Here is a 19,303-nt window from a genome sequence, read left to right on the forward strand (position 1 = left end):
GCTTTTTATTCCCTGCGGATTGCCGGGCAATTCCTGAGGTGCGCAATTTAAGCAAATTTAAAGTCTGCCCGCATAGGGTCGGCACGATTGCAGCGGTTGGTTCAAACCGCTTGGCGCCATGAAGGCGCAGGCGTCTTCCGCCGATCATGTTTCCGATTCCCAGTCTCTGCGGTTGCGCCTTGTGCGCGGCCGTCTCTCGCCGCGTCGACTGTCGCCAGGAGAAATTCATCGATGTCTGCCAAAAATATATCCTTGAACGGGAAGCTTGCGGCCACGTTCGCAGCCCTCATTCTGATCTTCGTGTCCGTTTCGGCTTTCGTCTATTCGAAGGCGACGGCGTCGGCGGCCGCCTCCGCCGAGCAGGAAAAATCGGAGCTGCTCGTCAATCAGATCGATGATGCGCTGCAGGCCATGCTCGAGCAGGCGGTCAACCTGCGCGGCTTCATTCTCTTCCGCAGCGACAGCACCTATGGCGACGTCTTCGCCAATCGCGAGCGCATGCTGAAGGCGATCGCCGCCGCCAGGCAGACGGCGGCCGGCGAGCCGCAGCTGCTCGAGATGATCGACGGCATGCAGAAGGCTGCCGACCTCTATTTCCATGAACTTGCCGAACCGCAGACCAAGGCGCGCAAGGAAACCGACATGCCGATCGAAGAGGTCGTCAAGATCGGCGTCAACGCCACCAAGGGTCAGCTCGATGGTTTCCGCCAGGCGTCCGCCAAGATCAAGGCCACCGCCCGCGAAAAGTCGAATGCGCTCGCCGCGATCCGGGCCGATGCCAACAGCGATCTGACGACGACGCTGCTGGCCGGGGGCATCGTCGCCTCGCTTGCCGCCACCCTTCTTGCCTGGCTGATGTCGCGCACCATCGTCCGCCCGGTCGTCGGCATGACCGCCGCCATGGATCGTCTCGCCGGCGGTCAGAACGACATCGAAGTCCCGGCCGTCGAACGCGGCGACGAAATCGGCCGCATGGCCCAGTCGGTTCTCGTCTTCAAGCAGGCGGCGATCGAGAAGCTGCGTCTTGCCGGTGAAACCGACCGCATGCGCGACGATGCAGAGCGCCAGCGCCAGGCAAGCGATGAGCAGAAGGCGCGCGAGGAGGGCGAGCTCCGCTACGCCGTCGACGCTTTGGCCGGTGGCCTGGCCGGCCTTGCCGTCGGCGATGTCGCCGCCCGCATCCAGACGCCCTTCGCATCGCAATATGACAGCCTGCGCAACGACTTCAATAATGCCGTGGAAAAGCTTCAGGCGGCACTCCAGTCGGTCGGCCGCAATGCCTCGGCCATCAATGCCGGCGCCGGCGAGATCCGCTCGGCCGCCGACGATCTTGCCCATCGCACCGAGCAGCAAGCCGCCGCGGTCGAAGAGACCGCCGCAGCGCTCGAGCAGGTGACGACGACGGTGCGCGACAGCGCCAAGCGCGCCGAGGATGTCGGCAATCTCGTCGAGCGCACCCGCCTCGGCGCCGAAAAATCCGGTGATGTCGTCCGCAAGGCGGTCTCGGCCATGCAGCAGATCGAAAAGTCCTCGGGCGAAATCTCCAACATCATCGGTGTCATCGACGACATCGCCTTCCAGACCAACCTCCTGGCGCTGAACGCTGGCGTCGAGGCCGCACGCGCCGGTGAGGCAGGCAAGGGCTTTGCCGTCGTTGCCCAGGAAGTGCGCGAACTGGCGCAGCGTTCCGCCAAGGCTGCAAAGGAAATCAAGGACCTGATCACCAATTCCGGCACCCATGTCCAGACCGGCGTCACGCTGGTCGGCGAAACCGGCAAGGCGCTGGAAGCGATCGTCGCCGAGGTGCAGGAGATCAACCGCAACGTCAACGCGATCGTCACCGCCACGCGCGAACAGTCGATCGGGCTGCAGGAGATCAACACCGCCGTCAACAACATGGATCAGGGCACGCAGCAGAATGCGGCGATGGTCGAGCAGCAGACCGCTGCAAGCCATGCGCTTGCCCAGGAAGCAAGCGCCCTGGACGAGCTGCTGCGCCAGTTCAAGCTCGGAACCGAGCCTGCCGCTTCGGCCCAGAGGACGGCAGTCGCGACACCTGCCTCCCGCCCGGTCGCCTCTCCGGCCCGCGCCCTTGCCAGCCAGGTCACCAAGGCCTTCGCCGGGCGCCAGGCAACCGCCGCAGCTGCGGTGCAGGAGGAGTGGACGGAGTTCTGAGAGCGCTCAGAGTGGGATGCTAGATGAAGAGGGCGGTGCAGTGATGCGTCGCCCTTTTTCGTTGGAGGGACCGCAGATAAACACGAGAATCATACAGCGATCCACTGCGCCAGCGACGCGTTGGGCAAATACGGAGATGGGAGGAGATGCGCCGCCCTTTTATTGAGGGACTTGCGTGTGGCCCCCTCATCCGCCTGCCGGCGGCGGCGTGTCGATTCCCTCTTCTCCCCAGCGGAGAGAAGGTGCCCGTAGGGCGGATGAGGGGGCCACATGGCATGCCCTCACAATTCATCTACCCCGCAACTCCAACAGCAACACCGCGCCCGAGCGCCCGGAACACGGTCGAAACAATCCCGGCGCGGTCCAACCCGGCATGGGCGTTCATCGCTTCCGGCTTGGCCTGTTCCATCCAGATGTCGGGCATGACGAGCGAGCGGATCTTCAGGCCGTTGTCGAGCAGGCCTTCGCTCGAAAGGTATTGCATCACCTGGCTGCCGAAGCCGCCGACCGAGCCTTCCTCGACGGTGATCAGCATCTCGTGGTGGCGGGCGAGCTGGCGGATCAGGTCGCGATCGAGCGGCTTGGCGAAACGCGCATCGGCGACCGTTGTCGAAAGGCCGGCAGCCTCGAGATCTTCGCTGGCGAGCAGGCAGTCGGCAAGCCGGGTGCCGAAGGAGAGCAGCGCCACCTTGGTGCCTTCCTTGACGATGCGGCCCTTGCCGATCTGCAGGATTTCGCCGCGCGCCGGCATGTCGACGCCGACACCTTCGCCGCGGGGATAGCGGAAGGAGATCGGGCCGCCATCATAGGCGGCTGCCGTGCGCACCATGTGCTTGAGTTCGGCCTCGTCGGCCGCCGCCATCACCACGAAGCCGGGCAGGGTCGCGAGGAAGGCGGTGTCGAAGGAGCCGGCATGGGTCGGCCCGTCGGCGCCGACGAAGCCGGCGCGGTCGATCGGGAAACGCACCGGCAGGCCCTGGATCGCCACATCGTGCACGACCTGGTCATAGGCGCGCTGCAGGAAGGTGGAATAGAGTGCGGCGAACGGTTTGTAGCCTTCCGCCGCAAGGCCGGCGGCAAAGGTCACGGCATGCTGTTCGGCGATGCCGACGTCGAAACAGCGCGACGGGAAGGCTTCTGCGAGCTTGTCGAGACCGGTACCATTCGGCATGGCGGCGGTGATGCCGACGATCTTGTCGTCGAGAGCGGCTTCCTGCACCAGCGCTTCGGCAAAGACGCTGGTATAGCTCGGTGCGTTCGGCTTGACCCGCGCCTGCGCGCCCGTGATGACGTCGAACTTGTTGACGCCGTGATATTTGTCGGCAGCGGCCTCCGCCGGCGGATAACCCTTGCCCTTCTGGGTGACGACATGGATCAGCACCGGCCCGCGGCCATTGTCGCGCACATTGCGCAGCACCGGCAGCAGATGGTCGAAGGAATGCCCGTCGATCGGCCCGATATGATAGAAGCCCATCTCCTCGAACATCGTGCCGCCAGTGACGTAGCCGCGCGCGTGCTCGACGGCGCGCGTGATCGCCCGGTCGATATTCTTGCCGAGATAGGCCGTCAGCTTCTTGCCGAAGTCGCGGAAGCCCATATAGGTGCGCCCCGAAGCGAGGCGGGCGAGATAGGCGCTCATTGCGCCGGTCGGCGGCGCGATCGACATGTCGTTGTCGTTGAGGATGACGATGAGGCGGGCATCGAGGGCACCGGCATTGTTCAGCGCCTCATAGGCCATGCCGGCCGACATCGCCCCGTCGCCGATGACGGCGATGACGCGGCGGTCGGTTTTGTCGAGATCGGCGGCAATCGCCATGCCGAGGCCGGCCGAGATCGAGGTCGAGGAGTGCGCTGCCCCGAACGGATCATATTCGCTCTCGGCCCGGCGGGTGAAACCGGAAAGGCCGTTTTCCTGGCGCAGCGTGCGGATGCGGTCGCGCCGGCCGGTGAGAATCTTGTGCGGATAGCATTGGTGGCCGACATCGAAGATCAGCCGGTCGTTGGGCGTATCGAAGACGCTGTGGATGGCGATCGTCAGCTCGACCACGCCGAGGCCGGCGCCGAGATGACCGCCGGTGCGCGACACCGCATCGATCATTTCATCCCGGACCTCGCGGGCAAGCTGCGGCAGGTCGCGATCCTCGAGCTTGCGCAGGTCGGCGGGATAGACGACCTGGTCGAGCAGGGGGGTCTTCGGCAGTTGTGTCACGGGCGGGCGCTCTTTCTTGCTTTTCCTCGTTTCGCTTTATTCGATTAGATCGGGGCAAAACAAGTGCATTTCAGGAACCGAAGGTTTTCACCTTAGAGCATGGCGGAAAAAAGTGTGAGCGGTTTCGGTAGATATCACTTTCTATTTCTATGAGTTGCATTTGCCCGATTTTCCCAGCCGATCGAACGCGCGAAGAGCTGGCGAGCAGCTTGAATATGACACGGAAGGGTAGCAATGTTGCCTTGCTCACTGGGGAGACGGGTCATGGGAACGATTGTTGCAGCGCATGCCTATGTGAACAACGAGGTCGCCTATGTGGCCTGGGAGATAGACGACAAGATCGACGGATGCCTCGGCTTCGAAGTCGTCCGCGTGTATCTCGACGAGCAGGGAAACGTCGCGAAAAGAGCCGATGGCAGCGAGGACCGGGTGACCTGCGCCGCCTGGGTAGCCTTCAAGGGACAGCGCAATCCGCATTGGCTGCCGCAAACGACCTCGCTCTGGCCGGTGCAGAAGCTCTCCTGGCGCGATCTGACGCTGCGCAAGCGGCGCAACGAGATGAGACGACGGCCGGACGAGGTCCGCGTGCGTTACGAGATCCGTCCACTTGGCGACCTGAAGCCGGGCCTGCAGGCCGCGCCCGATCCGACACCTGAGATCGTCCAAATCAACAAGCGGGACGAAAAGGGCAGGCCGATCAGGAAGCCTGACGGCACCTTCGAGAAAATCTCAGTCAAGGCCTATGAAGGGCCGCCGCGGCCGCTCGGTTATCTCGGGCCGGCCGTCGCCTCCAATCGGGTTCATGTGACGCGCAAGCGCGGCCAGTTCGAATCGACCTTCACCAACGGTATCCTGGCTGCCCAGTGGCTGCGAAACGTCCTGCTGGAAGACGGTGTGAAGAAGCCGAACGAGCTGATCGACATGATTTCCGATCCGGCGAACGGCATCCGCAAATATCTGGCCGGCGATGTCATTCCGATGCTCAGGGAGTTCATGAATGCGCCTGGACGCTTTCTGATCGCCCTCTATGAGTTGGAGGACAAGGAACTGCTCGAGCTTCTGCTGGCCAACAAGGACAGGTTACGCATCATTCTCGCCAACACCGGCAAGGTTAGCGACGATTGGGATGTGCGCAATCATGAGGCGCGCAAGGCGCTGATTGAGGCCGGCGTCGAGATTCACCACCGGATGTTCAACAATTCGAGCCAGATCGGCCACAACAAATTCGTGGTGCACATAGCGCCCGACGGGACGCGCAGCGTGTTCACCGGCAGCACCAACTGGACGGCCACGGGACTTGCCGGCCAGTCCAACAACGCCTTGATCGTCCGCAACGATGCGGTCGCCGCGGCCTATGTTGCCTATTGGGAGCGGATGCTGGAAGATAATGCGACGCTGGAAGCTCCCGTCGAATTCGACGACGGCATGCCGGACAACCAGCAGAGCAAGGCGTTCCGTCGCTCGAACGAGACGCCGTCCATTGTGCCCACCGGCAATGGCGCTTCGGTGGAAGCATGGTTCTCGCCGAACATGCAGAGCCGAAGGAAGGGCAAGGATACACCGCCCGACCTTCGCGAGGTCTACCGGCTGATGCGCCGCGCCGAGCATGCGGTGCTGTTTCTGGCCTTCTATCCCGGACAGTCCGGCAAGGATTGCATCGTCGGCGAGGCGATCGACATCGGCCTCAAGGACCAGAAGCTGATCGTCACCGGCGCCGTTTCCAGCCCCCAGGCCATGCCCAACTATGTCCCCAGCAAAAAGAACGATCCCGACGACGAGGACGACGATGTCGACGCCACCTCGCCGCATACGTTCGACGAGGCCAACGTCTCGATCGTCCGGGCCTCGCGCATCGACGACCGGCAACTGCTGGCGGATTTCGGCGCGGAGGAACTGACGGCCAAGAAGGTCGGCGCCATCATTCACGACAAGGTGCTGGTGATCGATCCCTTATCGGATGAGTGCGTCGTCGTCCTCGGCAGCCATAATCTCGGTTTCAAGGCCTCCTACGCCAATGATGAGAACATGCTGATCGTCAAAGGCGACCGCGCCCTTGCCGAGGCCTATGCGGTGCATATCCTCGATGTCTACGACCACTACCGCTTCCGTGCGGTCGAGGCGGAACTGAAGCGCCAGGGCAAGAAGGGCTGGTCGGGCTTCCTCAACGTCGACGACAGTTGGCAGGACGGCTACGTCAATCGCACGAAGGGGGCGCTGACGCGCTATTTCGCGGCGGGTTGATTTCCAGGCGGCCTATCCGCCGCCGTCACCCCTCCGGCAGAGGCACGAATTCCTCTTCGTCACCCGGCACGATATCGAAGCGGCCAGTGCGCCATTCCTCCTTGGCCTTTTCGATCCGTTCCTTCGAGGAGGAGACGAAATTCCACCAGATATAACGTTTCGAATTCAGCGCCGCGCCGCCGAAGAGCATCAGGTGGCAGCCGTCGCCGCCGGCTTCCAGCGTGATCGGACCGCCCGGCCGGAAGACCAGCAGCTGGTCGGCGGCGAAGCGGTCGCCCGATATGACGACCTCGCCCGACAGCACGTAGACGGCGCGTTCCTCATGGCCGGCGCCGAAGGGGAAGCGGACGCCGGGCTGCAGGTTGAGATCGACATAGAGCGTGTCGGAGAACGTGCCGACCGGCGATCTCATGCCTTCGAACGAGCCGATGACGACACGCCCGCGCACACCTGATGTTTCGATCAGCGGCATCTCCGACTTTTCCGTATGGGCGAAGGAGGGATCGATCTCCTCCTTGTCGTCGGGCAGCGCCAGCCAGGTCTGCAGCCCCGACATCAGCAGCGGATGGCCGCGCAGATTTTCGGGCGTGCGCTCGGAATGCACGATGCCGCGGCCGGCCGTCATCAGGTTGATGTCGCCGGGACGGATGACCTTTTCGGTGCCGAGGCTGTCGCGATGGCGGATCTCGCCGTCGAAGAGGTAGGTAACGGTCGACAGGCCGATATGCGGATGCGGCTTGACGTCGAGAGCCTCATTGGGCTTCAGGATCGCCGGTCCCATGCGGTCGAAGAAGATGAACGGCCCGACGAGCCGCCGCTGCCGCGTCGGCAGCGCGCGCCGCACCTGGAAGCCGCCGATGTCGCTCGTGCGCGGAATGATCAGGTTCTCGATCGCATCGCAGGCGAAGGCATCGCCGGGCAGGGGATCTTTACCGGGAAAGAAGGACATGAGGGATCTCCGCTTGCAGGGACGTCGACCACAAATAGTCCCTGCAGCGCCGCGCGTCCAACAGGATGTGCCGAAGAGGCTCCATGTTGTCAGATCGCGGTGAAGCCGTTATCGACGAAGAGATGAGCGCCATTGACGAAGCTCGATTCATCGCTGGCGAGATAAAGGGCGGCGCGCGCCACGTCTTCCGGTTCGCCGATCCGTCCCTGCTGCGCGGCAATGGCGGCATCCGAAACATCGACGCCGAGCGCCTGCAGGTCGGCGACCTCGCGCAGCCCGTGCGGCGTGCGGATGAAACCGGGGCAGACGGCGTTGCAGCGGATGTTTCGGTCGCGGAACTCGACGGCGATGGCGCGGGCGAACATGTGCACCGCGCCCTTGGTGGTGTCGTACAGCACTTCCATCGGGGTGGCGGCGACCGCCGAGATCGACGAGGTGCAGACGATCGATCCGCCGCCGGCGGCAATCATCTTCGGCAGTACGGCCTTGGTCATCAGGAACATCGAGCGCACATTGACGGCGTGCAGCCAGTCCCATTCCTGAAGCGTCGTTTCCAGGAAGGGTTTGATGACGATGGTGCCGGCATGGTTGAAGAGCGCGGTCACTGCACCGTAACGGTCCTCGACGCCCGCAACGGCGGCATTGACGGCGGCTTCGTCCGAGACATCGGCCGTCCAGCAGTCGGCCTCGCCGCCGTCATCACGGATCTGTTTCACCGTCTCGGCGGCCGCCTGGCCATTGCGGTCGATGATCGCAACGCGCGCGCCTTCGGCCGCAAACAGCTTCGAGGCAGCCCCCCCCATGCCGGTCGCGCCGCCCGAGATGATGGCGACCTTGCCCTTCAATCTGTCCGTCATTGTTTGTCCCCTGATGGTTCCGGAAGGGGATCATAGATCGACCGAAAGCCGATCGCCAAGCGTCTTCAAGTGCCGCGTTCGCTACGCTCAGGCGCCGTCCAGCGGCTCGACGCCCTGTGGCCTGCCGGCGCGGTCGAGCCTGATCTTCTCGATGCGGTTCTCGGCCGCCGAAAGCAGCGTCTCGCAATGTTTCTTCAGCGCTTCGCCGCGCTCGTAGATCTCGATTGATTCATCAAGCGCCACGTCGCCGCGTTCCAGCCGGGCAACGATGCTTTCGAGTTCGGCGACCGCCTTTTCGAAGGAAAGGCCTGATACTTCAGGCTTGGCGCTGTCAGTCATTCTCAACCCTTCATCATTCTCAGAATATGCATGCCCGCCGATTCGGCCAGCCCCTCGAGATCATAACCGCCTTCGAGCAGGCTGACGACCCGGTTCTTCGCGTGCCGGTCGGCCAGTTCCAGGACTCTGCCCGTCGCCCAGTCGAAATCCTCGCCCGTCAGATTGATCTGCGCCAGCGGGTCGCGGTGATGCGCGTCGAAGCCGGCGGAGATGATGATCAGATCCGGCCGAAAATCGTCGAGCGCCGGCAGCACGCGCGATTTGAACGCTTCGCGGAAATGGTCGCTGCCGACATTCGGCGAAAGCGGCGCATTGACGATGGTATTGTGCTTGCCCTTCTCCTCCTTGGCGCCGGTGCCGGGATAGAGCGGCATCTGATGCGTCGAACAGAACAGCACCGAGGCATCGTCCCAGAAAATATCCTGGGTGCCGTTGCCATGATGCACGTCCCAATCGACGATGGCGACGCGCTCGGCGCCATGCCTCTTCTGCGCATGACGGGCGGCGATCGCCGCATTGTTGAAGAAGCAGAAGCCCATCGCCGTCATCTTCTCGGCGTGATGGCCGGGCGGACGCGCGGCGACGAAGACATTGTCGGCCTGGCCGGAAAAGACATCGTCCACCGCCGCCATCGCCCCGCCGATCCCGGTCAGCGCCGCCTGCAGGCTCTTGACGCTGGCATAAGTATCGGCTTCGAGCTGGTTGATCCGATCCTCTTCCTCGGGGATTTCCCGCATCACGGCGGCAAGATGCTCCTCCGGATGCGCCAGCAGCACCGCATCCTCGCTCGCCTCAGGCGCCTGCCGGCGCTCCAGCCGTTCGAAATTCGGATGTTCCAGCGCGACATTGATGGCGCGGATCCGGTCCGATCGCTCCGGATGGCCGGCGGGCGTCACATGTTCGAGGAAGATCGGGTGTTCGTAAAGACGGGTGCTCATGGAGACACTCTATCGGCCGCTTCTGTCATGATCCACAGCAGATGGGGCATTGCCCGCCGATTTCAACAAGTGCTCCCGCGGCGGTTTCGCACGCTATCGGACGCGAACCGTTCAGCCCATTGTTTGCACCGGTCGCATCGTCGCACCGGCGCGCCTTCAACAACCTGCAAGCCAGGCTCTAACGCTTTGAATCAAATCTGTTTCGATCCAATCAATTATGCAGTAATGTCGGTTTGGGGGAATGTTGTAAGGCAGTATTGTTGATGAGTGAGTCAAAGCGTCCTGGGGTGACGGAAATACGCGTGCCGTTTCGCGATGTCGATATGAACGGCAAGATGTTCCTGGCCTCCTATATTTCTTACGCTGAATCCGTTATTGCGAGCTTCTGGTCGGCACGGCCCGATGTAGACGACGAACCGCTCTATAGCGCCAGCAAGATCTCCTGCATGCTTCACCGCCCGCTGCACCATGACGAGCCGGCAATCTTCACCGCCGCCATCGACAAGATCGGCGTGCGTTCCATCGGCTTCCTCGTTTCGATCGACACCGGCGAGGAGCGCGCCGCCGAAGTCGAGATCATCTGGCAGGCCCGCAACAGAGAGGACGAGCAGCCGGCCTCCCTGCCGGAGGAAACGCGCGACTGGCTGTATGGGTTTTTGGATTAGGGGCGTTGCGGCGGGTAGCGATGAAGGACGAGCGAGAGACCGGTCGGTGGGACGCCGACGACGTCGTGACGTTCATGTATGGAACACAGAGAGCCGCGCAGCTTCTGGCGCTGCGGGATTTCTGGAAAGCACTTCTCTCGGCCTGGCCCAATAAGAAAAACATTTTCGTTTCCCCGCATCGTGGAGATGAACCTCAAGAGTAAGAGCCCGGTGCTTGCGGTTTTTACGCAGATGGTTTCCTTGATCTCCGCGATGCGCCTCGGCTTTCCGCCGGCTGAAATTTGGGCCTCTCGTCATCTCGACGCCATGCTGGCCACCAGATCGCTGAACCTCTCGCCCTGAATGCCGACATGCGTTCGCAGCAGGCGGCGGGCGGCATCTCCATCTCCGGCAAAGATCGCGTCGACGATGGCGCAATGTTCAGCGAAGGACGTCGAGAGCCGATTGCGTACGCGCAGCTGCAGACGGCGATAGGGTCGCAGGCGTCGATGCAATTGCTGGCATTGCTCCTCAAGGAAATCGCTGCGGCTTGCCGCGTAGATCGCCTTATGGAATTCCTCATTGTCGTAATAATAGGCATCGCTGTCGCCGGCGCCGGCCGATTGTTCGCAGCGGCTGTGGGTGGCGGTGATCGCTTCACGGGAGGCCTTGTCCAGCCGGCGTGCGGCGAGCGATCCCGCCAGGCCTTCGAGTTCCGCCATCACCTCGAACATCTCATAGATCCGGTGCGGCCCGGGATCTATCACGATCGCACCGCGGCGCGGGCGGATTTCGATCAGCCCGATGGCGTCAAGCTGCATCAACGCCTCGCGCACCGGCGTTCGCGATACGCCGAACCGATTGGCAAGCACCGTTTCATCAAGCCGTTCACCGGGGGCGAACTCGTAGGAAAGTATCGCGTTTTCAATCTCATCCCGAAGCCACCGACCGGCATTCTCTGACATTTGTCTCGCATCCTTCATACACAAGCGCCATTCTTGTATACACGAATGTTGACGCCGTGTACGAAAGATGACACTCTACATACTACCGATGAAGCCCGGCAATGGGAAGCAGATGGTCTGAATGGCCGCAAATGCGGCGGGTCTTCGGAAGAGAGGAGAATGGCATGCCTGAGGCGTCTTTCTTCACCTGCTGCAAAGCATCACCGATCACGGTCGCCAGCTATTGTTTTCCGGCTCACGCAACACGCAGGCCGCCGCCAAAGCCGATCTCCAGACCCTCTGTGAAATGCTCCTGTCGAGCCGGGGTGAAGCATCCGGCATGGCCCTTGCGGCCGAGATACTCGATCGCTGGGATACGCTCGACAGCGAGGGCGCGCAGACGTTCTTCCATATGCTTCACGAAAAGTTCGGGCCCGACACCGCCGGGCTCGAGCAGGCGATCGAACGCTACCGCACTGACAAGAGTTCGGCCGCCGTCATTGCGCTCCACCAGGCAGCGGAGCCGCGACGACAGGAACTCCTGCGCCGATTGAACCACGCGCCAAACGGCACGGCCAAGCTCGTCCGCATGCGTCAACAACTGCTTGCTTCTGAAGACCGATCCGAAGCCTATCGCGCCCTGGATGCCGATTTCACGCATCTGTTCGGCTCCTGGTTCAATCGCGGCTTCCTGACGCTACGACCCATCGACTGGTCGACGCCGGCAAACATCCTCGAAAAGATCATCAAATACGAGGCCGTGCACGAGATCGCCAGCTGGGAGGAGTTGCGCCGTCGCTTAGCGCCGGCCGACCGTCGATGCTTTGCCTTTTTCCATCCGCGACTGGCCGACGAACCGCTGGTCTTCGTCGAGGTGGCGCTTACCCGATCCGTGCCGAAGGCGATCGCTGACGTGCTGGACGAGGGCAGGGAGCAGATCAATGCCGACGAGGCGACGACGGCGGTCTTCTATTCGATCTCCAACTGCCAGGATGGCTTGCGCGGGATCTCCTTCGGCAATTTCCTGATCAAGCAGGTGGTGGAAGACCTGCGCCGGGACCTGCCCGGCCTGAAGAATTTCGTCACACTGTCGCCGGTCCCGGGCTTTGCCCGTTGGCTTGCCAAGGCGCGCTCCTCGGCAGACGGCCTGCTTCTATCCGAAGCGGCCCTGAGAACGCTGGCCTTGCTCGACCACCCGAACTGGCCCGACAAGGAGAACGGCGCGGCCGAAGTGGAGCGCGTATTGCTGCCGCTTGCGGCGCGCTACTTCCTGACCGAACGGACGCCGGAGGGCCGTCCCATCGATCCCGTTGCCCGCTTCCATCTCGGCAACGGCGCGCGGCTTGAACGATTGAATTTCCTCGGCGACCGCTCGCCCAAGGCTATCCAGCAGGCGCACGGTCTGATGGTCAATTACCTCTACAAGCTCGACGACATCGTCGCCAACCACGAGGCGCTGGCGCAGCGCGGCGAAGTGATCACCTCGCCTGCGGTCAAAAGCCTGCTCAACCAGAACGACGAAGGCCGCCGCGGCGGCCATGGCCAGCAGGGCTCTCGAGCATTCGCACAACTGATGAATTCCACGCTTGGAGGAGGGCGAAAGTGAGCAACCATCTTTTCGATGCCATGCGGGCCGCCGCGCCCGGCGACGCAGCGTTCATCCGGATCGATGGCACCCGCACATGGACCTATGACGACGCCTTCGCTCTTTCCGCCCGCATTGCCGGCGCGATGGACACGCTCGGCATCCGCCCCGGCGACCGGGTTGCGGTGCAGGTCGAAAAGAGCGCCGAGGCACTGATCCTCTATCTCGCCTGCCTGCGCGCCGGTGCCGTCTACCTGCCACTCAACACCGCCTATACGCTGCCCGAGCTCGACTATTTCATCGGTGATGCGGAGCCGCGCCTCGTGGTTGTCGCCTCGGCCGCTCGCGAAGGCATGGAAACGATCGCCAAGCGCCACGGCGCGATCGTCGAAACGCTCGATGCCGACGGCAGCGGCTCGCTGCTCGATCTTGCGCGCGACGAGCCGGCCGACTTTGTCGATGCCTCGCGCTCCGCCGATGATCTGGCCGCGATCCTCTATACCTCGGGAACGACGGGACGTTCGAAGGGGGCGATGCTGACACATGGCAACCTGCTCTCGAACGCCCTGACCCTACGGGACTACTGGCGCGTTACATCGAACGACCGGCTGATTCATGCCCTGCCGATCTTCCACACGCACGGGCTCTTCGTCGCCACCAACGTCACGCTGCTCGCCGGCGCCTCGATGTTCCTGCTGCCGAAGTTCGACGCCGATGAGGTCGTTTCGCTGATGCCGCAGGCAACGATGCTGATGGGCGTGCCGACCTTCTACGTGCGTCTCCTGCAAAGCCCGCGCTTCGACAAACAGGCGGCGGCCAACATTCGCCTGTTCATCTCAGGCTCGGCGCCGCTGCTGGCAGAGACGCATACCGCGTTCCAGGCGCGGACAGGCCACGCGATTCTCGAGCGCTACGGCATGACCGAAACCAATATGAACACGTCGAACCCCTATGACGGAAAGAGGATTGCCGGGACGGTGGGCTTGCCGCTGCCTGACGTGACGGTGCGGGTGACCGATCCCGCCACCGGACAGGTGCTGCCGCCTGAAGAAACCGGCATGATCGAAATCAAGGGGCCGAACGTCTTCAAGGGCTATTGGCGCATGCCGGAGAAAACCGCGGCCGAATTCACCGCCGACGGCTTCTTCATCAGCGGCGATCTCGGCAAGATTGATCGGGACGGCTATGTCCACATCGTCGGCCGCGGCAAGGATCTGGTGATTTCGGGCGGCTACAACATCTATCCGAAAGAGGTCGAGAGCGAGATCGACCAGATCGACGGTGTGGTCGAAAGCGCTGTGATCGGCGTGCCGCATCCCGATTTCGGCGAAGGCGTCACCGCCGTCGTCGTGTGCAAGCCTGGCGCCGTCCTGGATGAAAAGAGCATTGTCAGCGCCCTCCAAGACCGCCTCGCGCGCTACAAGCAACCCAAACGCATCATCTTCGCCGACGACCTGCCGCGCAACACGATGGGCAAGGTTCAGAAGAACATCCTGCGGCAGCAATACGCCGATCTTTACACCAGGACGTAAGGCGACTGCCCTCTGGGAGGAGGGCGTGCCGGCATCCGCATTAATCCTGCAAACAGCAACTACGGTGCCGGAGGCGTCGGAGGGAGGGGAATCATGGGTATTGAAATTCTGGCCATAGGCCTGCTGGTCGCCATGTTCATCGTTGCGACGATCCAGCCGATCAACATGGGAGCGCTCGCTTTCGCCGGCGCCTTCGTGCTCGGCTCCATCACCATCGGGATGAAGACCGGCGATATTTTTGCCGGCTTTCCCAGCGATCTGTTCCTGACGCTGGTCGCCGTCACCTACCTCTTCGCCATAGCGCAGATCAACGGCACCATCGACTGGCTCGTCGAGTGTGCCGTCCGCCTGGTGCGCGGACGCATCGGCCTGATCCCCTGGGTGATGTTCCTCGTCGCCGCCGTCATTACCGGCTTCGGCGCGCTTGGGCCGGCTGCGGTCGCCATTCTCGCGCCGGTCGCGCTGAGTTTTGCCATCCAGTACCGCATTCATCCGGTCATGATGGGCCTGATGGTGATCCACGGCGCCCAGGCAGGCGGCTTTTCGCCGATCAGCATCTATGGCGGCATCACCAACCAGATCGTCGCGAAGGCCGGCCTGCCTTTCGCACCGACCTCGTTGTTTCTCTCGAGCTTCTTCTTCAACCTGGCGATATCAGTGCTGGTGTTCTTCGCCTTCGGCGGCGCAAAGGTCATGAAGCACGCGCCGGCAACATCACCTGGCCCCTTGCCCGAACTGCATCCCAAGGGCGTGTCGGCCTCGATCAGGGGCCACGGCGGCACGCCGGCAAAGCCGATCCGGGACCATGCCTACGGCACTGCGGCCGATACGGCGGCGACGCTGCGTCTGAACAATGAGAGAATCACCACCCTGATCGGCCTGACGGCGCTCGGCATCGGCGCCCTGGTTTTCAAGTTCAATGTCGGTCTGGTCGCCATGACCGTCGCCGTTGCGCTGGCGCTGCTGTCCCCGAAGACCCAGAAGGCGGCCATCGACAAGGTCAGCTGGTCGACCGTGCTTTTGATTGCCGGCATCATCACCTATGTCGGCGTCATGGAGAAGGCCGGTACGGTCGACTATGTCGCGAACGGCATATCCAGTCTCGGCATGCCGCTGCTGGTGGCGCTCCTGCTTTGCTTTACCGGCGCCATCGTCTCGGCCTTTGCATCCTCGACCGCGCTGCTCGGCGCCATCATACCGCTTGCGGTTCCGTTCCTCATGCAGGGACATGTCAGCGCCATAGGCGTGGTCGCGGCCATCGCGATTTCGACGACGATCGTCGATACCAGCCCCTTTTCCACCAATGGCGCTCTTGTGGTCGCCAATGCGCCGGATGACAGGCGAGAGCAGGTCCTCAAGCAGTTGCTGATCTATAGCGCGCTGATTGCCATTATCGGCCCGATCGTCGCCTGGTTGGTGTTCGTCGTGCCGGGGCTGGTTTGACGGCCACCGCCGAACCCATCGCTTTCCGCCCCGGCCCATTGCCCGCGGCGGCGAAAAAACCTGAACGGCGTGGTGTGCGGTATTGGTCGCGGGGCGGGGCGGCCGGCTCAGTATTCCGAACCGCTTCTATTGCTTAGATCGTGACGTTCCGTGCCATTCAATGGTGGATTGAAGACGCTGACGAGGATGAGATCCTCATCCTTGCCACCCCGCAAATAGTGCCGATCGTGTTTGTCGAGAACGTAGATATCGCCGGCGCGGATGGGGAAGACATTGCCGTCCATATCCTCGACCTCGCCTGCTCCCTGGATGCAGTAGCAGGCCTCCAGATGGTTGCGGTACTGCAGCAGGGCTTCGGTGTTGGCGCGAACAACGGTGTGGCAGACGGTAAACCCCATCCCGTCATCCCTGGTCAGCAGACGATGGCTTGTGCCATTGCCCCAATCGACGAAACGCTCGGTCTGCTCGACTTCTCTCAGGCTTCTCACAAACATGTTCGTCTCCTCGCGAATGGCTGAGATGTGTTGATCTCCGTGATCCATTAGGCACTGCAGCCGCGACTCTTTCAAATGATCTAATTTGAGAGACTTGTCAGAATATTCTACACATAATCTGGCGCGGGCGGAGGGCGATCGGATATTCTCCGGCACGTTCGAAGTGATACTAAAAGATTTGACATATCGGGCGGCCAATGGATCCTGCTGCTTATGTGAGGAATTCGAACATATGCAATTGCCGCCGCTGAACGCATTGAGAGCCTTCGAAGCAACCGCCCGGCTCATGAGTCTTTCAAAGGCCGGAGACGAACTGCACGTGACCCATGCCGCGATCAGTCACCAGGTCAAACATCTGGAGACATGGATGGGACGCAAGCTGCTGCAAAAATCCGGACGCGGCGTTGCACTGACGCCGGCGGGCGCCGAATATTATCTGGCCGTCTCGGGCTCGCTGGCCGCCATCGCCCACGCCACCGGCAACATGCGCAGAGACCACAATATGCGTTCGATAACCGTGGGATGCATTCCTTCGATCGCGTCGCGCTGGCTGGTTCCGGCACTTCCATCTTTCCGGGAGAGCGATCCTGATCTTGATGTCAGGATCGTCTATGCAAAAGCGGAAGAGCGCTTCGATGACGAAAGCCTGGATGTTCTCATTACCATGGGAGAAGACGTGTCAGGGGGACGGGAGAGCCGCCTGCTTTTCTCCAGGCGCAACCAGCCGGTGGCCAGCATTCATTATCTGGCAAAGCGAAACTGGACGGCCAACGGCGTTCCCTTTGCGGCAGCCGAGCTGCTGCACGATGAATCCATGGACGGCTGGAAAGAATGGTTCCGAAAGGCTGATATAACGGCGCCCGACCCGCTTCGCGGGCCGATATTCCAGGACTTCAACATTCTTGCCACGGCGGTAATCGCTGGGCATGGCGTCGCACTATGCCCTGTCGAAGTGTTCCGGCGAGAGATCGATCGCGGCGACCTCGTTGTGCTCTCGGACATTTCGACGGCAGAGACTCAAGGCTATTACCTGATCACCAGCTCCTGGGCGAAGAAGCCGGTTCGCCGCTTTGCGGAATGGTTCACGGCGGAGTGTCGATCCGGCGGCCCGCCGACCATGGAATAGGCTGGAAACCACGGGCACGGTTCGTTTTGACCCGAGCTGAAATGTCATGAAAGTTTCATATTGGTGCTATTGCGGCGCTTGAAAAATAATCTACACTTTTGATCAGGAAACGCGATTTCCTGAAGCAAACGAAAGGAAACTGATTGGATTCATATCTTCTGACGACCATGCTCGTTGCAGGCCTCCTCGCTTTCGCCGTAACCGCGGTAAAAGCCGGAACAACTGCCCAGACCACCGCAAATACCAGGCGCAGTCCCGATTCGGGTGGCGATGGCGGAATTGGGTTCGAGGTCTCTGATGACGGGGGCTGCGATGGCGGCGACGGTGGAGGAGGAGACTAGATCAACGGAAATCGATAGAACGCCCGACCGCCTCAAGGCGGTTTTTTGTTGCCCGAACAAGACTCTGTTCCAGCCCGGCAAAACAGGCCGCAATCTCAGACGGGCGGGGGTTGCAGAACTGATCCGACGGGCTTAGACGAACGCATCACGCAATGCATTTTTGGGTCGTCGCAGGAAATGTGCGCCCTATCTCAGTCGAGGCGGTGCCGGGGCATAAGTGTTGGAGACAATCAATATGGCAAAATCTGAAGCTGGAAGCCCGTATATTTACGGGATCGACGCACTGCGATTTGTATGCGCGCTGATGGTGACCGTATTTCATCTTGGATTTGCTTCCTGGGCTTCGCCTTTATATCTCCGACCGTATCCAATGCCCGAGATCGAGAACATCGCCCAACCCGGCTGGGTTGGCGTCGAATTGTTCTTCGTCATATCGGGCTTCGTCATCGTTAACTCCGCAGCTTCCGCCAGCGCCTTGTCCTTTCTCAAGGGGCGCATTCTGCGGCTCTACCCAGCGGTATGGATCTGCGCATCGCTGACGCTGATCATCATCGCGACGCAAGACGTCAACAGGCGCATCCTCTGGAATTATCTGCGCTCGATCACGCTCTATCCCGGCGGGCCCTGGATAGACGGCCAATATTGGACGCTGGCATGTGAGATCTGTTTCTACGCCATCGTCTTCATCATGTGCGCGGCTAGGCAAAAGACGAGGATGCCCGCCCTGGCGCTAGGCCTGTCGCTGTCCAGCACGGCATTCATTGCACTGTTATACGCCTTTCCCGATGCAGCCATCCCGTCGATATTCACCGAGACGGCCTGGCGGGCCATTCCCTTCTATTATGGCTGCCAATTCGCTATCGGCATCTACATATGGCTGCTCTCTCAGGGTCGGATGAACCGAATTTCCTGGCTGGGTTTCCTCTGCGCCCTGGCGACGGGGGCTGTTCAGATCTACATGGCAGGCGAGAACACCAGCAACCGTACGCTCGCCGCTGCGGGCCATGGCTTCTCGTCGTTTCCCGCAATCGCAATCTGGGCGGCCGGGCTGGCGTCGATCGTTGCAAGCGTCGGCTACAGCAAGCGGAACAGTCACCTGCCGGCCTCCTTCCTTCAATCGGTGAAGACCCTCGGCTCGATGACCTATCCGCTCTATCTCCTGCATTTCGCCATCGGCGTCCAGCTTCTCGACTGGTTGACTGCTCTGGGATTGGCGCCGCTCCTGGCAATGGTTCTAGCCGTCGCGATCGTCTGCGCAATGTCGCTTGCGGTGTGCAAATGGGGAGAGCCGCCGATCCGGAGGATCTTGCGAGGGTTCCTCGACCGGCTTGGGCAGCGCGCTGCCGAATTTCAGGCGAAGGAGTCTCGGGCTTAGGTGTGAAATCGAGGAGGCCGGGCGCGCAATGACGTCCGATTTCCCCGTCTCGGTTCTTGCCTTGAAGGTTACCCCACTCTCCGTCCTGCTCGGGCTTGACCCGAGCATCCA

The 19,303-nt window shown here is 61.9% G+C and carries 15 protein-coding genes; 8 read left to right on the top strand and 7 right to left on the bottom strand.

The genetic code is table 11. The features are described from left to right. The first annotated feature begins 231 nt into the window (after positions 1-231). Positions 232-2,175, top strand: a complete 1,944-nt coding sequence (locus tag NL154_RS02710; protein WP_434733524.1) for a methyl-accepting chemotaxis protein — start codon at positions 232-234, stop codon at positions 2,173-2,175. A 292-nt stretch (positions 2,176-2,467) separates the two neighbouring features. On the opposite strand, the gene dxs is transcribed toward NL154_RS02710, so the two are convergent. Further along, positions 2,468-4,384 carry a 1-deoxy-D-xylulose-5-phosphate synthase gene (gene dxs / locus NL154_RS02715; RefSeq protein WP_434733525.1) on the bottom strand — a complete coding sequence of 639 codons (1,917 nt, stop codon included), beginning with the start codon at positions 4,382-4,384 and terminating at the stop codon, positions 2,468-2,470. A 264-nt stretch (positions 4,385-4,648) separates the two neighbouring features. Here dxs and NL154_RS02720 point away from each other — a divergent pair, with 264 nt between their 5' ends. Then, positions 4,649-6,625: a phospholipase D-like domain-containing protein gene (locus NL154_RS02720; protein ID WP_221146675.1), complete on the top strand. Its 1,977-nt coding sequence runs from the start codon at positions 4,649-4,651 to the stop codon at positions 6,623-6,625. 25 nt (positions 6,626-6,650) lie between these two features. Here the strand turns inward: NL154_RS02720 and NL154_RS02725 are convergent, their stop codons facing one another. The 4 genes from NL154_RS02725 to NL154_RS02740 all read right to left on the bottom strand — a co-directional run bounded on the left by NL154_RS02725 (position 6,651) and on the right by NL154_RS02740 (position 9,708). After that, complete coding sequence (locus NL154_RS02725) at positions 6,651-7,574, bottom strand: pirin family protein (RefSeq protein ID WP_434733526.1); 924 nt, start codon at positions 7,572-7,574, stop codon at positions 6,651-6,653. An 89-nt stretch (positions 7,575-7,663) separates the two neighbouring features. Further along, positions 7,664-8,431 (bottom strand): SDR family NAD(P)-dependent oxidoreductase, encoded by a 768-nt coding sequence (locus tag NL154_RS02730; protein ID WP_434733527.1) that lies wholly within the window; start codon positions 8,429-8,431, stop codon positions 7,664-7,666. Positions 8,432-8,518: 87 nt separating this feature from the next. Further along, a complete protein-coding gene (locus tag NL154_RS02735) occupies positions 8,519-8,770 on the bottom strand; it encodes an exodeoxyribonuclease VII small subunit (protein WP_039618216.1) in 252 nt (83 codons plus the stop codon). Between the two features lie 2 nt (positions 8,771-8,772). Further along, positions 8,773-9,708 carry a histone deacetylase family protein gene (locus NL154_RS02740; RefSeq protein ID WP_221146673.1) on the bottom strand — a complete coding sequence of 312 codons (936 nt, stop codon included), beginning with the start codon at positions 9,706-9,708 and terminating at the stop codon, positions 8,773-8,775. 263 nt (positions 9,709-9,971) lie between these two features. Here NL154_RS02740 and NL154_RS02745 point away from each other — a divergent pair, with 263 nt between their 5' ends. Next, positions 9,972-10,373: an acyl-CoA thioesterase gene (locus NL154_RS02745; protein ID WP_085777184.1), complete on the top strand. Its 402-nt coding sequence runs from the start codon at positions 9,972-9,974 to the stop codon at positions 10,371-10,373. 293 nt (positions 10,374-10,666) lie between these two features. On the opposite strand, the gene NL154_RS02750 is transcribed toward NL154_RS02745, so the two are convergent. Then, positions 10,667-11,317 (bottom strand): GntR family transcriptional regulator, encoded by a 651-nt coding sequence (locus tag NL154_RS02750; protein ID WP_221146671.1) that lies wholly within the window; start codon positions 11,315-11,317, stop codon positions 10,667-10,669. A gap of 187 nt (positions 11,318-11,504) precedes the next feature. Between NL154_RS02750 and NL154_RS02755 the strand changes: the two genes are divergently transcribed. From NL154_RS02755 to NL154_RS02765, 3 genes are all read left to right on the top strand, one after another. Then, entirely contained in the window at positions 11,505-12,902 is a 1,398-nt protein-coding gene (locus tag NL154_RS02755; protein WP_434734135.1) for a malonyl-CoA decarboxylase, read from the top strand. Further along, the gene (locus NL154_RS02760; RefSeq protein ID WP_434733528.1) at positions 12,899-14,413 is read left to right on the top strand and encodes a malonate--CoA ligase; all 1,515 of its coding nucleotides are present in this window, start codon (positions 12,899-12,901) and stop codon (positions 14,411-14,413) included. The genes NL154_RS02755 and NL154_RS02760 overlap by 4 nt, the downstream gene beginning before the upstream one ends. Before the next feature lie 93 nt (positions 14,414-14,506). Next, on the top strand, positions 14,507-15,856 hold the full coding sequence (locus NL154_RS02765; RefSeq protein ID WP_434733529.1) for an SLC13 family permease: 1,350 nt from the start codon (positions 14,507-14,509) through the stop codon (positions 15,854-15,856). 107 nt (positions 15,857-15,963) lie between these two features. On the opposite strand, the gene NL154_RS02770 is transcribed toward NL154_RS02765, so the two are convergent. Beyond that, complete coding sequence (locus tag NL154_RS02770; protein ID WP_085779980.1) at positions 15,964-16,350, bottom strand: ectoine synthase; 387 nt, start codon at positions 16,348-16,350, stop codon at positions 15,964-15,966. A 232-nt stretch (positions 16,351-16,582) separates the two neighbouring features. Between NL154_RS02770 and NL154_RS02775 the strand changes: the two genes are divergently transcribed. Together NL154_RS02775 and NL154_RS02780 are read left to right on the top strand one after the other, a co-directional pair. Further along, positions 16,583-17,476, top strand: a complete 894-nt coding sequence (locus NL154_RS02775; RefSeq protein ID WP_434734136.1) for a LysR substrate-binding domain-containing protein — start codon at positions 16,583-16,585, stop codon at positions 17,474-17,476. A 576-nt stretch (positions 17,477-18,052) separates the two neighbouring features. Then, positions 18,053-19,192 (top strand): acyltransferase family protein, encoded by a 1,140-nt coding sequence (locus NL154_RS02780; RefSeq protein WP_434733530.1) that lies wholly within the window; start codon positions 18,053-18,055, stop codon positions 19,190-19,192. Positions 19,193-19,303: the final 111 nt, after the last annotated feature.

The sequence above is a fragment of the Rhizobium sp. YTUHZ044 genome (genome assembly GCF_051123975.1).
In the GTDB taxonomy this organism is placed as follows: domain Bacteria; phylum Pseudomonadota; class Alphaproteobacteria; order Rhizobiales; family Rhizobiaceae; genus Rhizobium.

What these genes read in the sequence shown, in the direction of transcription:
- NL154_RS02725 (WP_434733526.1), bottom strand. Translation starts at nt 7,574, where the DNA reads ATGTCCTTCTTTCCCGGTAAAGATCCCCTGCCCGGCGATGCCTTCGCC.
- NL154_RS02775 (WP_434734136.1), top strand. Translation starts at nt 16,583, where the DNA reads ATGCAATTGCCGCCGCTGAACGCATTGAGAGCCTTCGAAGCAACCGCC.
- NL154_RS02710 (WP_434733524.1), top strand. Translation starts at nt 232, where the DNA reads ATGTCTGCCAAAAATATATCCTTGAACGGGAAGCTTGCGGCCACGTTC.
- NL154_RS02735 (WP_039618216.1), bottom strand. Translation starts at nt 8,770, where the DNA reads ATGACTGACAGCGCCAAGCCTGAAGTATCAGGCCTTTCCTTCGAAAAG.
- NL154_RS02745 (WP_085777184.1), top strand. Translation starts at nt 9,972, where the DNA reads ATGAGTGAGTCAAAGCGTCCTGGGGTGACGGAAATACGCGTGCCGTTT.
- NL154_RS02720 (WP_221146675.1), top strand. Translation starts at nt 4,649, where the DNA reads ATGGGAACGATTGTTGCAGCGCATGCCTATGTGAACAACGAGGTCGCC.
- NL154_RS02765 (WP_434733529.1), top strand. Translation starts at nt 14,507, where the DNA reads ATGGGTATTGAAATTCTGGCCATAGGCCTGCTGGTCGCCATGTTCATC.
- NL154_RS02780 (WP_434733530.1), top strand. Translation starts at nt 18,053, where the DNA reads ATGGCAAAATCTGAAGCTGGAAGCCCGTATATTTACGGGATCGACGCA.
- NL154_RS02770 (WP_085779980.1), bottom strand. Translation starts at nt 16,350, where the DNA reads ATGTTTGTGAGAAGCCTGAGAGAAGTCGAGCAGACCGAGCGTTTCGTC.
- NL154_RS02750 (WP_221146671.1), bottom strand. Translation starts at nt 11,317, where the DNA reads ATGTCAGAGAATGCCGGTCGGTGGCTTCGGGATGAGATTGAAAACGCG.
- NL154_RS02740 (WP_221146673.1), bottom strand. Translation starts at nt 9,708, where the DNA reads ATGAGCACCCGTCTTTACGAACACCCGATCTTCCTCGAACATGTGACG.
- NL154_RS02730 (WP_434733527.1), bottom strand. Translation starts at nt 8,431, where the DNA reads ATGACGGACAGATTGAAGGGCAAGGTCGCCATCATCTCGGGCGGCGCG.